The sequence below is a fragment of the Accumulibacter sp. genome (assembly GCF_029255285.1).
Taxonomy (GTDB): domain Bacteria; phylum Pseudomonadota; class Gammaproteobacteria; order Burkholderiales; family Rhodocyclaceae; genus Accumulibacter.
In genome coordinates this window covers 38,612-52,302 of sequence record NZ_JAPUVI010000110.1, presented here as the reverse complement: position 1 = coordinate 52,302, position 13,691 = coordinate 38,612, and the positions used below count along the sequence as shown (strand labels likewise).

Here is a 13,691-nt window from a genome sequence, read left to right as displayed (position 1 = left end):
GACAACGCCGCGCCTGCCACCGCTCAACGGTCTCGAAGCTTTCGAGGCGGTGGCCCGCCACGGCAGCTTCGCGAAGGCCGCCGACGCGCTGTCGATCACGCCGAGCGCCGTCAGTCACCGCATCACCCAGCTCGAATGGCTGCTCGGCGTTCCCCTCTTCGTCCGCCTCGGCCATGTGATCTCCCTGACAGCCCAAGGCAGAGAGTTTCTTGTCCACGTCGGCCAGGCGCTCGACGCGCTGCGCGGCGGCCTGGCCGCCGTCGGCGCGCCGCCGGCGCGGGCGATACGCCTCAGCCTGCCGCCAGCGCTGGCTTCGAACTGGCTGGTCCAGCGCCTGGCCGGCTTCCAGCGCCGGCATCCCGAGATCAGCCTCGAGATCAACGTCACGTCGCGCTTTCTCGACTTCCGTTGCGGCGAGGTCGACGTCGGCCTGCGTTTCGGGCTCGGCAACTGGGAAGGGCTGGCGGCGATCGAGCTGCTGCGTGTTCGCCTGTTTCCGGTCTGCAGCCCGGCCTATCTGATCGCCCACCCGTGGCTACGAACGCCGGCCGACCTGGCACGGGCCACCTTGCTGCGCCAAGCCGTTGCGAAGTGGAAGCCCTGGTTCGCCGCCGCCGGCCTCGATTGGCCGGAACCCCAGACCGGCCCCTCGTTCAGCGAAGTCTCGCTGCTCATCGACGCCGCCGAGTACTCGCAAGGCGTTGCCCTGGTGCTCAGCGCCCTGGTCGAACGCCAACTCGCCGCCGGCACTTTGGTCAGGCTGTTCGATGTCGAGCAGGAATCGGAGCGCGCCTACTACATCGTCACCGCCGCCGGCGCCACGCCGCGCCCGGAGGTCGCCGCGCTCGTCGACTGGTTGCGCGACAGCGGCTGAAGCCGCGGCCGGCCACCCGGTGGCTCGCCGCCGCAAGCATCGGCGCCCACGCCGAGGATGAAGAACTTTCATCGCCGGCGAGCAAGTGTTTCATCCCCGGTCGCGACCGTTTCCCCTAGGCTTGGTTCTCGCCAATCAACCAGGAGAACCGCCATGTCTGATGCGACCCTCGATTCCACGCTCGTCATCCAGCAGCAAACCGCCGGCGTCGTCGTGCTGACGCTGAACCGCCCGCAGGCGCTCAACGCGCTCAACCTCGCCATCTTGCAGCGCCTCGCCGCACTATTCGAAGAGTTGCGCGACGACCCTACGGTGCGCGCCGTCATCGTCACCGGCAGCGGGCGGCGAGCCTTCTGCGCCGGCGCCGACATCGGCTACCTGAACGCCGCTTCGCCGCTCGCCGTACGCGACTTCGCCCGCCTCGCCGTCGAGGTCAATCACCGCATCGAAACGCTCGGCAAGCCGGTGATCGCGGCGATCAACGGCGTGGCGCTCGGCGGCGGTCTCGAACTGGCCGAATCGTGCCTGCTCCGTGTTGCGGTGCGCACAGCGCAGCTCGGCCATCCGGAGGTGAAGATCGGCGCCGTGGCCGGCTTCGGCGGCACCACCCGCTTGCCGCGCCTGGTCGGCCGCGGCCGGGCGGCCGAGATGCTGCTGCGCGGTCGTGCCGTCGACGCCGATGAAGGGCGGCAAATCGGCCTGGTACAGAGCGTCGTCGACCCCGACCGGCTGCTCGACGAAGCGCAGGCCATCGTCGCCGACATCCTCGCGCAATCGCCGATCGCCGTCCGCCTGACCTGGGAAGCGATGCATCGCGGGCTCAACCTGTCGCTCGAGGAAGCGGCCCAACTCGGCGCCGACGCCTTCGGACTGGTCGCCGCGAGCGACGACTTCCGCATCGGCACTGCGGCTTTCCTCGGCAAGCGGCAAGCGCTCTGGAGCGGCCGCTGAAGGTCGCCCGGTGGCGTGGTATTCTGCCGCCCAGCGCAACGACACAACCAAGGAGACGAGATGCTGCAAACTGACAAGCTGTACATCGGTGGCCGCTGGGTCACGCCGCAGGGCGAGGGAACGATAGACGTTCTCGGTGCCGCCAGCGAAGAGGTCATCGCCCGCATTCCGCAAGGCAACGAGGCCGATGCCGATGCCGCGGTACGCGCCGCCCGCGCCGCTTTCGAGCCCTGGGCGGCGACACCGCCAAGCGAGCGCGGCGCGGCGCTGGAGCGAATTCGCGACGGCCTCGCGGCACGCGCCGACGAGATCGCCCGCGCGATCAGTGCGGAAGTCGGCATGCCGCTCAAGCTGTCGACCCGTATCCAGGCCGGACTGCCGATCACGCACTTCGGAATCTACGGTCAGATGGCCCGCGAGTTCGTTTTCGAACAACGGGTCGGCAATTCGCTGGTGATACGCGAGGCGGCCGGCGTTGCGGCCTGCATCACGCCGTGGAACTATCCGCTCAACCAGGTCGCCACCAAGCTCGCTCCGGCGCTTGCCGCCGGCTGCACGGTGGTGCTCAAGCCTTCGGAGATCGCGCCGCTCAGCGCTTTCATACTGGCCGAAGTGATCGACGAAATCGGCCTGCCGCCCGGTGTGTTCAACCTCGTCACCGGCTACGGGCCAGTGGTCGGCGAAGCACTGGTGCGCCACCCGGAGGTCGACACCATCTCCTTCACCGGCTCGACACGCGCCGGCAAGCAGATCGCAGCCCTCGCCGGACAAGCGGTGAAGCGCGTCGCTCTCGAACTGGGCGGCAAGTCGGCGGCGATCGTCCTCGACGACGCCGATTTCGCCCGCGCCATCCGTGGCGTCGTCACCGCCTGCTACCTCAATTCCGGCCAGACCTGCAGCGCGCACACACGCCTTCTCGTCCCCGAGTCGCGCTACGCCGAAGCGGCACGGCTGGCCGTCGAAGCAGCGCAGAGCTTTACCGTCGGCGATCCGTTCGCGGAAGGCAGCAAGCTCGGTCCGCTGGCGTCGGCCGCGCAGCGCGATCGCGTGCGCGACTACATCGTGCGCGGCGTCGCGGAAGGCGCCGAATTGCTCTGCGGCGGCCCGGCCATGCCGGCCGGACTGAGCCGCGGCTATTACGTACAACCGACGGTACTCGGTCGCGTGCCGCCACAAAGCTGCGTCGCGCAGGAAGAGATCTTCGGACCGGTGCTGGCCATCCTGACCTACCCGGATGGCGACGAGGAGGCTGCCGTCGCCATCGCCAACGATTCGATCTACGGCCTTTCGGGCGCTGTCTGGTCGACCGACGAAGGGCGCGCAATGCGCCTCGCCAGACGCCTGCGCACCGGCCAGGTCGACATCAACGGTGGCAGCTTCAACGTCCGCGCCCCGTTCGGCGGCTTCCGTCAATCGGGAATCGGGCGCGAGATGGGCGAGTACGGACTGGAAGAGTTTCTTGAATACAAGTCGGTGCAGTTGCGCGGCGACTGAAAGCGCCCGTCGAACTCCAGAGCGGGACGGCCCGCCTCAAGAATGATGCCCTTCACCACTTCCGTCCCTCGATACGCCTCGCGGCGCTTGCCCGGGCCGCACGATCGGAGGCCGCCCGCCACATCGGCTGTCGTTTCCGAGCCGGCCACCGACGTCGCGCGCACCCGGACGTAGCGTTTCCCGCCGCCAAAGGTCTGACGCCGCCCAACCTCGTAGGCGGCGGCGTCAGCGGGCGCTGGGCCCTTGCCGGCCTACCTCTTCTTCACCGCGGGCAGGTCCGTGCACACTCCCTCATAGACCTCCGCCGCCATCCCAACCGACTCGCCGAGCGTCGGGTGCGGGTGGATGGTGTGACCGATGTCGGTGGCGTCGCAACCCATTTCGATCGCCAGGCAAACTTCCCCGATCAGGTCGCCGGCGTCGGTGCCGACGATGCTGCCGCCGATGATGCGGTGCGTCGCCTCGTCGAAGATCAGTTTGGTGAAGCCCTCTTCACGACCGTTGGCCAGAGCCCGTCCCGACGCCGCCCAGGGGAAGACGCTCTTGCCGTAGGTGATTCCCTCGACCCGGCATTGCTCTTCGGTCTTGCCGGCCCAGGCGATTTCGGGGTCGGTGTAGGCGACCGACGGGATCTGCAGGGCGTCGAAGCAACGCTTGCCGCCGTTCGCCGCTTCGGCAGCGACATGCGCCTCGTGTACCCCCTTGTGAGCCAGCATCGGCTGCCCGACGATGTCGCCGATGGCGTGGATGTGCGGGACGTTGGTCCGCAACTGGCGGTCGACGGGAATGAAGCCACGCTCGTCGACCGCAACGCCAGCTTTCTCGGCCGCCAGCTTCTTGCCGTTCGGTGAGCGACCGACGGCGACCAGCACGAGGTCGAAGGTTTCCTTCTCGTCGTTGCTGTAGCTGACTTCGATGCCGGCGGGAGTGGCGGCGGCGGCAACGACGCCGGTATTGAGCAGGATACGGTCGAAGCGATGGGCGTTCTTCTTCTCCCATACCTTGACCAGATCACGGTCAGCACCCGGCATCAGGACGCCCCCGAGTTCGACGACCGTGATGCGCGAGCCGAGTGCCGAGTAGACGCTGGCCATCTCCAGACCGATGATGCCGCCACCGACCACCAGCATGCGTCCCGGAATCTGGCGCAGCTCGAGAGCGCCGGTCGAGTCGACGACGCGCGGGTCGTCGGGCATGAAGGGCAGCGCGATCGGCTGCGAACCGGCGGCGATGATCGCTTTCTGGAAGCGAATCAGCTTGCTACCGCCTTCGGCGAGTGCGACTTCGAGGTGATGCGGGTCGACGAACTGGCCGACGCCCTGCACGACTTCGACCTTGCGCCCCTTGGCCATGCCGGCGAGACCGCCGGTGAGCCGGCCGACGACCTTGTCCTTATGGGCACGCAGTTTGTCGAGGTCGATGCTCGGGGCGGCGAAGCTGACGCCGCAGTCGCCCATGTGCTGCGCTTCTTCCATGACGCCGGCGATGTGCAGCAGGGCTTTCGACGGAATACAACCGACGTTGAGGCAGACACCGCCAAGCGTCGGGTAGCGCTCAACGAGGACCGTCTGCAGGCCGAGGTCGGCACTGCGGAAAGCCGCCGAGTAGCCTCCCGGGCCGGCACCGAGGACCAACATTTCGCATTCGATGTCGGCCTTGCCGCTGATCGGCGCCGCGGCTTGCGGTGCCGCAACGGCGCTGGCTGCCGGCGCCGAGGCGGTAACCGGGGGTGCGGCGGCGGCCTCGCCACCGCCCGTTTCGATGAGGACGACGACCGACCCTTCGGACACCTTGTCGCCGAGAGCGACCTTCACCTCCTTGACGACACCGGCGACACTGCTCGGGATGTCCATCGTCGCCTTGTCGGATTCGAGAGTGACCAGCGGATCGTCGACCCTGACGGTGTCGCCGGTCTTGACGCAGACGTCGATCACCGGCACGTCGTGGTAATCGCCGATGTCGGGCACTTTGGCTTCAATGATCTGGCTCATGTCTGTCTCCCGATCAAAGCAGCACGCGCCGCATGTCGGCGAGCAGTTGCGCGACATGGACGTTGAAACGGGTGGCCAGAGCGCCGTCGATGACGCGATGGTCGGCCGACAGCGACAGCGGCAGGATCAGTCGCGGCGCGAACTCCTTGCCGTTCCACACCGGTTTCATGACCGACTTGCTGACGCCGAGGATGGCCACTTCGGGCGCATTGACGATCGGCGAGAAATGCGTGCCGCCGATGCCGCCGACGCTCGAGATGGTGAAGCAGGCACCCGACATCTCGGCCGGCGAAAGCTTGCCGTCACGTGCCTTTCTGGCCAGATCGCCACTTTCCGCCGCGAGCTGGCTGACCGACTTCTGGTCGGCATTCTTGATCACCGGAACGACCAGACCGCTCGGCGTGTCGGCGGCGAAAGCGACATGGTAGTACTGCTTGAGTACCAGGTTGTCGCCGTCAAGCGAGCTGTTGAATTCGGGGAACTTCTTCAGCGCGACGGTGCACGCCTTGATCAGGAAGGCCAGCATGGTGATCTTCAGTCCGGACTTTTCGTTCTCCCGGTTGGTCGCCACGCGAAACGCCTCGAGATCGGTAATATCGGCGTCTTCGTGGTAGGTGACCGCCGGCACCATCACCCAGTTGCGGGCCAGGTTCTGCGCCGAGATCTTTTTGATGCGCGCCAGCGGCTTGACTTCGACGGCACCGAACTTGGTGAAGTCGACCTTCGGCCAGGGCAGCAGGTCGAGTCCGCCGCCGAGCGACGGGGCGACGGCCGCCGGGCCGGCGGTCAGTACACCCTTCACGTAGGCGCTGACGTCTTCTTTGAGAATGCGACCTTTCGGGCCACTGGCCGTGACCTTGTTCAGGTCGACGCCGAGTTCGCGCGCCAGCAGGCGCACCGACGGACTGGCATGCGTTCTGGCACCGGGCGCGAGACCTGGAACGGGTGGAACCGCGGCCGGGGAATCGACCGGCGACGGCGCGGCCGGCAACGCCGCCGGCACCGGCGTGCTGACCGCTGGCGGCGTTGGCACCGCCGCCGTGCTGGCCGGCACGCTTGCCGCAGCCGCCGCGGCATCGGCCGCTTCGATCAGCACCACCACCGTGCCCTGCGAAACCTTGTCGCCAAGCCGGACCTTGAGCTCCCGGATGACGCCAGCGGCCGAAGACGGTACATCCATCGTCGCCTTGTCGGATTCGAGGGTGACCAGCGCATCGTCCAGCTTCACCGTGTCGCCTTCCTTGACACAGATGTCGATCACCGGCACGTCGTGATAGTCGCCGATGTCCGGGACTGTTACTTCGATCAATTGACTCATCAGGAGGCTCCCTTAAACCGTCGCCGGGTTGGGTTTGTTCACGTCGATGCCGTAGCGGGCGATCGCTTCGGCGACCTTGCTCCGCTCTATCGTTCCGTCGTCAGCCAGGGCCTTCAGCGCGGCGATCGTGACCCAGCGACGATCGACCTCGAAGAAGTGGCGCAACTTCTCGCGCGTATCCGAACGGCCGAAACCGTCGGTGCCCAGCGTGACGTAACGCCGGTTCAGGAAAGGACGAATCTGGTCGGCGAACAGGCGCACGTAGTCGGTCGCGGCGACGATCGGCCCGCGTGTATCGGCAAGACACCTTTCGACGTGCGACAGTCTCGGCTTGGCCGTCGGATTGAGCAGGTTCCAGCGCTGCACGTCGTTACCGTCGCGCGCCAGTTCGGTGAAGCTCGGGCAGCCCCACAAGTCGGCGTCGACACCCCAGTCGCTCTTGAGCAGATCGGCGGCGGCAATCACTTCACGGAAGATCGTCCCCGAACCGAGCAGTTGCACGCGCGGGGCCGGTGGATTGCTGTCCGACGAATGGCCGCGGCGCAGCAGATACATGCCCCGCAGGATGTCGGACTCGGCACCCGCCGGCATCTCCGGATGCTCGTAGTTCTCGTTCATCACCGTGATGTAGTAGAAGACATCCTCCTGCTCCTGGTGCATCCGGCGCAGGCCTTCGCACATGATCACCGCGATCTCGAAGGAGAAGGTCGGGTCGTAGCTGATGCAGTTGGGGATCAGTGCCGACAGCACCTGCGAATGACCGTCCTCGTGCTGCAGACCTTCGCCGTTCAGGGTCGTCCGTCCGGCCGTGCCGCCGATCAGGAAGCCTCGCGCGCGCTGGTCGCCAGCCGCCCAGCAGAGATCCATCGTGCGCTGCAGCCCGAACATCGAGTAGCAGATGTAGAACGGGATCATCTGCACGCCGTGCACCGAGTACGACGTAGCGGCAGCGATCCAGTCGCTCATCGCGCCGGCCTCGTTGATTCCCTCCTGCAGCACCTGGCCGTCCTTCGACTCCTTGTAGAACATCAACTGGTCGTGATCTTCAGGAACGTACTTCTGGCCTTCCTGGTTCCAGATGCCGATCTGCCTGAACAAGCCCTCCATGCCGAAAGTGCGCGATTCGTCGGGCACGATGGGAACGACGTGGCGGCCGACCTTCTTGTCCTTGAGCAGGATGTTGAGAAAGCGGACGATGGCCATCGTCGTGGACACCTCCCGTCCCTCGCCCGACGCCTTGAGCAACGCGTCGAAGGCCGATAAATCCGGGACTTCGAGCGGCGCGGCAGTGCGCCGACGTTTCGGCAGGTAGCCTCCCAGATCCATGCGCCGCTGCCGCATGTAGGTCAGTTCGGCCGAGCCTTCGGCGAACTTGAGATAAGGCAGCTCCTCGATCTGATCGTCGCGTACCGGCAGATTGAAGCGGTCGCGGAAGCGCTTGATCGCCTCGTAATCCAGCTTCTTCTGCTGGTGCGAGATGTTCATGCCCTCGCCGGCCTGGCCCATGCCGTAGCCCTTGATCGTCTTGGCCAGAATCAGCGTCGGTTGCCCCTTGTGCTCGACGGCACTCTTGTACGCGCTGAAGATCTTGAAAATGTCGTGCCCGCCACGGTTGAGCAACCAGACCTGGTCGTCCGTCCAGTCGGCGACGAGTTCCTTGAGTTCCGGGGTGTTGAAGAAGTGCTCGCGAACGTAGGCGCCATCCTTGGCCTTGAAGGTCTGATACTCGCCGTCCACGGCCTCCATCATCCGCTGCTTCAGGATGCCCTTCTTGTCGCGCAGGAAAAGCGTATCCCATTGGGTTCCCCAGACCAGCTTGATGACGTTCCATCCCGCGCCGCGAAAAGTTCCTTCGAGTTCCTGGATGATCTTGCCATTACCGCGCACCGGACCGTCGAGACGCTGCAGGTTGCAGTTGATGACGAAAATCAGGTTGTCGAGCCGTTCGCGGGCCGCCATGCCGATGGCACCCAGCGACTCGACTTCGTCGGTCTCGCCGTCGCCGAGAAAGGCCCACACCTTGCGGTCACCGGCGGTGATGAAGCCGCGGCTGTCGAGATACCTCATGAAACGCGCCTGATAGATCGCCTGAATCGGGCCGAGACCCATCGAAACGGTCGGGAACTGCCAGAAATCGGGCATCAACCAGGGGTGTGGATACGACGAAACGCCTCGCCCGTCGACCTCCTGCCGGAAGCAGTCCATCTGTTCGTCGGTCAGCCGCCCGAGCAGGTGGGCGCGCGCGTAGACGCCGGGCACCGAGTGACCCTGGAAAAAGATCAGATCCCCGCCGTGCTGTTCCGAAGGCGCGTGCCAGAACCACGAGAAGCCGACGTCGTAGAGCGCGGCCGCCGAAGCGAATGACGCGATATGGCCGCCGACGTTGCTGTTCCTGTTGGCGCGCACGACCATCGCCATGGCGTTCCAGCGAATGTAGTTGTGAATCCGGATTTCGAGGTCGGCGTTGCCGGGGTATTTCGGCTGCTGTTCGACCGGAATGGTATTGACGTACTCGGTGGCGGCGCTGTACGGAATGTCGATGCCCTCCTGCCGCGCTTGCGCGATCAGGCACTCGATCAGGAAATGCGCGCGCTCGGCGCCTTCCTTTTCGATCACGCCGCCAAGGGCGTCCTGCCATTCCTGGGTTTCTTGCGGGTCCGCATCGCCGATGCCGGCCGACAGCGCGTTTTCGGGCAAAGCTGCCATGATTAGGGTCTCCTGGGCTGCAGAATCGTGAAATGGATGAGGCTTCGCGGCTTGCCGGGATCGACGGCAACCGAGAGCGTAATACGTTGCCTGGCAACGCGGTACCGCAGCGCAACAATTGAACGTATCCCGTATTGTAAAATACTATTCTGTATCGTGCAATAATCGTCCCGCAGCGCAGCGTGTCGAGTCACTAGGCGCCATGGTATTGACAGCAAGCGGCCGGGGAAGTTGACCTGGATCAAGCCGAGAGCGCCGATCAGCCGCTAAGGTCTGAACCTTTGCCGAAATTTTTTCTTGAGGAGAACCGATGACGGCACAAGCTGTGATCCCGATCGCCGGCCAGGCGGTCACTGGCCGGCTTCTGATGTCAGGCAACGAGGCGGTGGCGCGCGCCGTCTGGGAAGCCGGCGCAAGGGTCGCCGCTGCTTATCCCGGAACGCCGGCCACCGAGATGCTCGAATGCGTGGCCAAGTATCCGGACCTCTATGCTGAATGGTCGGTCAACGAAAAGGTTTCGCTCGAAGTCGCTTTCGGCGCCGCCATGGCCGGCTCGCGGAGCTTTTGTGCGATGAAGCACGTCGGCATGAATGTCGCCTCCGACGCGCTGATGACCATGACGCTGACCGGCGTGGCCGGCGGCCTGGTGATTGCCATCGCCGACGACGTCGGCCTGTCGTCCTCGCAAAACGAGCAGGATTCCCGCTTCTGGCCACGTTTCGCGCATGTACCGATGCTCGAGCCGGCCGATTCGCAGGAAGCTCACGACTTCACGCTGGCCGCCTTCGAACTCTCGGAACGCTTCGAGACGCCCGTCATCCTGCGTCTGACGACGCGCATCTGTCACGTCAAGGGGCTGGTGCAGGTCGGCCAGCGCCAAGAGCGCCCGGTAGCCGGTTTCGCCAAGAATGTCGACCGTTGGGTGATGGAGCCGCGCGCCGTGGGCCGTCGCCTGCCGTTGATGTTCGATCGTGAACGCCGGCTACGCGACGCGGCCGAGGTATCGGAACTCAACGTCGCGGAAGATGGAATCGATCGCCGGGTCGGCTTCGTGACCTCGGGCCCGGCCTACATGCACGTCCGCGAAAGTTTCCCCGACGCCCCGGTGTTCAAGCTCGGCTTCTCCTTCCCGCTGCCCTTCGACAGCTTGCGCCGCTTCGCCGCCGAGTGCGACCGCCTGGTGGTCGTCGAAGAGGTCGAGCCGCTGATCGAAACCGAGCTGAAGGCGCAGGGAGTGACGCTCAGCGGCAAGGACATTCTGCCGCGTTCCGGCGAGTTGTCGCCCCAGGTGCTCAAACCGGCGGTTGCCCGCCTGCTCGGCGAAACGGTCGCGCAGGAGGCGACCCGGGCGCCGCTGGCCGTTTTCCCACGCCCGCCGACGATGTGCGTCGCCTGTCCTCATCTGGGCGTCTATTACACGCTGTCCCAATTGCGCAACGTCACCATCTCGGGCGACATCGGCTGCTACACGCTCGGCTTCGGCCAGCCGTGGAACGCGCTCGACGCGGTCATTTCGATGGGCGCCTCGATGGGCATGGCGCTCGGTCTGGACAAGGGGAGAAGCGAGACCGAGAAGGACAAGAAGATCGTCGCCGTGATCGGCGATTCGACCTTCCTGCACATGGGCATGCAGGGCCTGCTCGACATCGTCTACAACCGCGGCAACGTCACCGTCCTGCTGCTCGATAATCGGGCGGTCGGCATGACCGGCGGCCAGGACAACCCGGGCAGCGGTCGCGACATTCACGGCCAGGAGGCGCCGCGCGTCGATTTCGTCAGGCTGGTCAAGGCGCTCGGCGTGCGTGAAGAACGTGTACACCTGGTCAACGCGTATGAACTGCCGATCCTGCTGCGTACGCTGCGCGAGGAAACGAAGATCCCCGAGCCGTCGGTGATCATCACCAGCCAGCCGTGTGTGCTGATCAAGGACTATCACGCGCTCAAACCCTATACCGTCGTCGAGGATAAATGCACCGGTTGCGGCAACTGCATCGACGTCGGCTGCCCGGCAATTCACGTGACGCGCCGCGACCGCGTGAAGAAGCCGAGCGGCCGTGAAGTCGACCTCGCTTTCGTGCGCATCGAGAGCGCCGCCTGTACGGGCTGCGGCCTGTGCCTGAAGCCTTGCGCGCCCGACGCGATCGTCCATGTCGACACGCTGGCAATGCCGATCAAGATCATTCGCAAAAGCGCTGAGCTTTCGCAGACCCCTTAGGAAACGGGAGAGGTTGCGATTCCATGTCCGAAACAAGCAAGTTCGACACCACCAACATTCTCGTCGTCGGCACTGGCGGTCAAGGGGTGATGACCGCCACCGAGATCCTGGCGGAAGCAGCGATCGCGCTCGGCCACGACGTCAAGAAGACCGAGGTCGCCGGGATGGCGCAACGCGGCGGCGTGGTCTCGTCGCACCTGCGCTTCGGCGCGAAAGTGCTCTCGCCGCAGATCAGCCCCGGCTCGGCCGACGTGTTGCTCGGTTTCGAGGCCGCCGAAGCAATGCGCTGGCGGCACATGCTGCGTCCCGACGGACTGGTGCTGATGAACACTGGGCGCCTCGTGCCACCGGTCGTCGAACTCGGCCTCTACGCCTATCCGGACGACCCGGTCGCCGAGATGCACGCCGTCGGCACGCACGTCGTCCCTTTCGACGCGTCAGCCATCGCCCGCCAACTCGGCGACATCCGGCTCGGCAACACGGTCATGCTGGGCGCCATCGCCGACCACCTGCCCTTCCCCGCCGAGGTTCTCGAACGCTGCATCCTGGCACGCTTCGCGAGCAAGAAAGCGGAGATCGTCGAACTCAACCGGCGCGCTTTCGCCGCCGGGCGGGCCGCGGCCGACGCGGCGGAGAAAGCAGAAGCGGGGACCGCCTGACTTGCGCTAAAATTGCCCTCCCCTTCCTGGCCACTGGTACGAGACAGCAAGATGACGGCACAAATCCTCGACGGCAACCGGCTGGCGCAAAAGCTGCGCGCCGACTTCGGCAGGCGCGCCGAAGCGCTCGCCGCACGTGGCAAGCGCCCCGGTCTGGCGGTGATCCTCGTCGGTGAGGACGCCGCTTCGCAGGTCTACGTGCGCAACAAGGTGAATGCCTGCGCGCAGGCTGGCTTCCACTCCGAGAAGATCGCTTACCCGCCGGATGTCGCGCCACAGGTGGTGCTGGCGAGAATCGCCGAACTCAACGCCGATCCGACGATCCACGGCATCCTCGTGCAATTGCCGCTGCCCCGGCACTTCGACTCCGACGCGGTGCTCGAAGCGATCTCCCCCGCCAAGGACGTCGACGGCTTTCATGCCGAGAACGTCGGCGCGCTGATGCAGGGCCATCCGCGCTTCATTCCGTGCACGCCTTACGGCATCATGAAACTCCTCGACGAAGCCGGCATCGACCTGAAGGGCAAGGAGGCCGTCGTCCTCGGACGTTCGAACATCGTCGGCAAGCCGATGGCCATGCTGCTGATGCAGGCCAGCGCGACGGTCACCGTCTGCCATTCGCAGACGCGCGACCTCGCTTCGCACACTCGCCGTGCCGACGTGCTGGTCGCCGCACTCGGCAAGGCGCGCTTCGTCACCGCCGAGATGGTCCGGCCGGGAGCCGTGGTCATCGACGTCGGCATCAACCGCCTGCCGGACGGTAAGCTGTGTGGCGACGTCGACTATGCCGCGGTCAGCGAAGTGGCCGCGGCGATCACTCCCGTTCCGGGCGGCGTGGGGCCGATGACGATCACCATGTTGCTCGCCAACACACTCGAAGCGGCCGAAAGGGAGGCCACCCGATGACGACCGGTGAGCCGCTGATCGGCATCCTGATGGGGTCCGATTCCGACTGGCCGACGATGCAGGCGGCGGCGGTAATGCTGAAGGAGTTCGGCGTGCCGTTCGAGACCCGTGTCGTATCGGCGCATCGCACGCCGGACCTGCTTTTCGACTACGCGCAAACGGCCGCTCAACGGGGCCTCAAGGCGATCATCGCCGGCGCTGGCGGCGCCGCGCATCTGCCTGGCATGCTGGCGGCGAAGAGCCTCGTGCCGGTACTCGGTGTACCGGTACAGTCGAAAGCGCTCTCCGGTCACGATTCGCTACTTTCGATCGTGCAGATGCCGAAAGGGATTCCGGTCGCCACCTTTGCCATCGGCGAGGCCGGCGCCGCCAACGCCGCCCTCTTTGCCGTCGCCATGCTCGCCACGGGCGATCCCGAACTCGCGCGGCGTCTGACACGCTTCCGTCAGGTGCAGGCCGACAAGGTGATGGCCATGAAACTCCCGGAAGTGTGAGCCGCCTTCCCGCTACGTGGCGCCACTCGCACCGGCGCCCTCCCCCGGAAACCTGCGGCAGTTTGCCGGCGGAAGCGCCTGGA

10 protein-coding genes are annotated in these 13,691 nt (G+C 65.7%); 7 read left to right on the top strand and 3 right to left on the bottom strand.

Going from position 1 to position 13,691, the window contains the following annotated elements; all coding sequences use genetic code 11:
- The 3 genes from Q1M07_RS17915 to Q1M07_RS17905 all read left to right on the top strand — a co-directional run.
- A partial coding sequence (locus tag Q1M07_RS17915) for a LysR substrate-binding domain-containing protein (protein WP_300456290.1) occupies positions 1–874 on the top strand: 874 nt, incomplete at its 5' end.
- A 153-nt stretch (positions 875–1,027) separates the two neighbouring features.
- Entirely contained in the window at positions 1,028–1,825 is a 798-nt protein-coding gene (locus tag Q1M07_RS17910) for an enoyl-CoA hydratase-related protein (protein ID WP_300456287.1), read from the top strand.
- 60 nt (positions 1,826–1,885) lie between these two features.
- Entirely contained in the window at positions 1,886–3,319 is a 1,434-nt protein-coding gene (locus tag Q1M07_RS17905) for an aldehyde dehydrogenase family protein (protein WP_300456284.1), read from the top strand.
- A 251-nt stretch (positions 3,320–3,570) separates the two neighbouring features.
- Here Q1M07_RS17905 and lpdA read toward each other — a convergent pair whose 3' ends face one another.
- From lpdA to aceE, 3 genes are read right to left on the bottom strand one after another with little or no spacing between them, the layout of a single operon-like run.
- On the bottom strand, positions 3,571–5,310 hold the full coding sequence (gene lpdA, locus Q1M07_RS17900; RefSeq protein ID WP_300456281.1) for a dihydrolipoyl dehydrogenase: 1,740 nt from the start codon (positions 5,308–5,310) through the stop codon (positions 3,571–3,573).
- 13 nt (positions 5,311–5,323) lie between these two features.
- A complete protein-coding gene (gene aceF / locus Q1M07_RS17895) occupies positions 5,324–6,628 on the bottom strand; it encodes a dihydrolipoyllysine-residue acetyltransferase (RefSeq protein WP_300456278.1) in 1,305 nt (434 codons plus the stop codon).
- Positions 6,629–6,640: 12 nt separating this feature from the next.
- On the bottom strand, positions 6,641–9,334 hold the full coding sequence (aceE, locus tag Q1M07_RS17890; protein ID WP_300456275.1) for a pyruvate dehydrogenase (acetyl-transferring), homodimeric type: 2,694 nt from the start codon (positions 9,332–9,334) through the stop codon (positions 6,641–6,643).
- Positions 9,335–9,644: 310 nt separating this feature from the next.
- Between aceE and Q1M07_RS17885 the strand changes: the two genes are divergently transcribed.
- From Q1M07_RS17885 to purE, 4 genes are read left to right on the top strand one after another with little or no spacing between them, the layout of a single operon-like run.
- Positions 9,645–11,549 carry a thiamine pyrophosphate-dependent enzyme gene (locus tag Q1M07_RS17885; RefSeq protein WP_300456272.1) on the top strand — a complete coding sequence of 635 codons (1,905 nt, stop codon included), beginning with the start codon at positions 9,645–9,647 and terminating at the stop codon, positions 11,547–11,549.
- Positions 11,550–11,572: 23 nt separating this feature from the next.
- On the top strand, positions 11,573–12,208 hold the full coding sequence (locus tag Q1M07_RS17880) for an indolepyruvate oxidoreductase subunit beta (protein ID WP_300456269.1): 636 nt from the start codon (positions 11,573–11,575) through the stop codon (positions 12,206–12,208).
- A gap of 51 nt (positions 12,209–12,259) precedes the next feature.
- Positions 12,260–13,114, top strand: a complete 855-nt coding sequence (gene folD / locus Q1M07_RS17875) for a bifunctional methylenetetrahydrofolate dehydrogenase/methenyltetrahydrofolate cyclohydrolase FolD (RefSeq protein WP_300456266.1) — start codon at positions 12,260–12,262, stop codon at positions 13,112–13,114.
- On the top strand, positions 13,111–13,608 hold the full coding sequence (gene purE, locus Q1M07_RS17870) for a 5-(carboxyamino)imidazole ribonucleotide mutase (protein ID WP_300456263.1): 498 nt from the start codon (positions 13,111–13,113) through the stop codon (positions 13,606–13,608). The genes folD and purE overlap by 4 nt, the downstream gene beginning before the upstream one ends.
- The last annotated feature ends 83 nt before the right edge of the window (positions 13,609–13,691 follow it).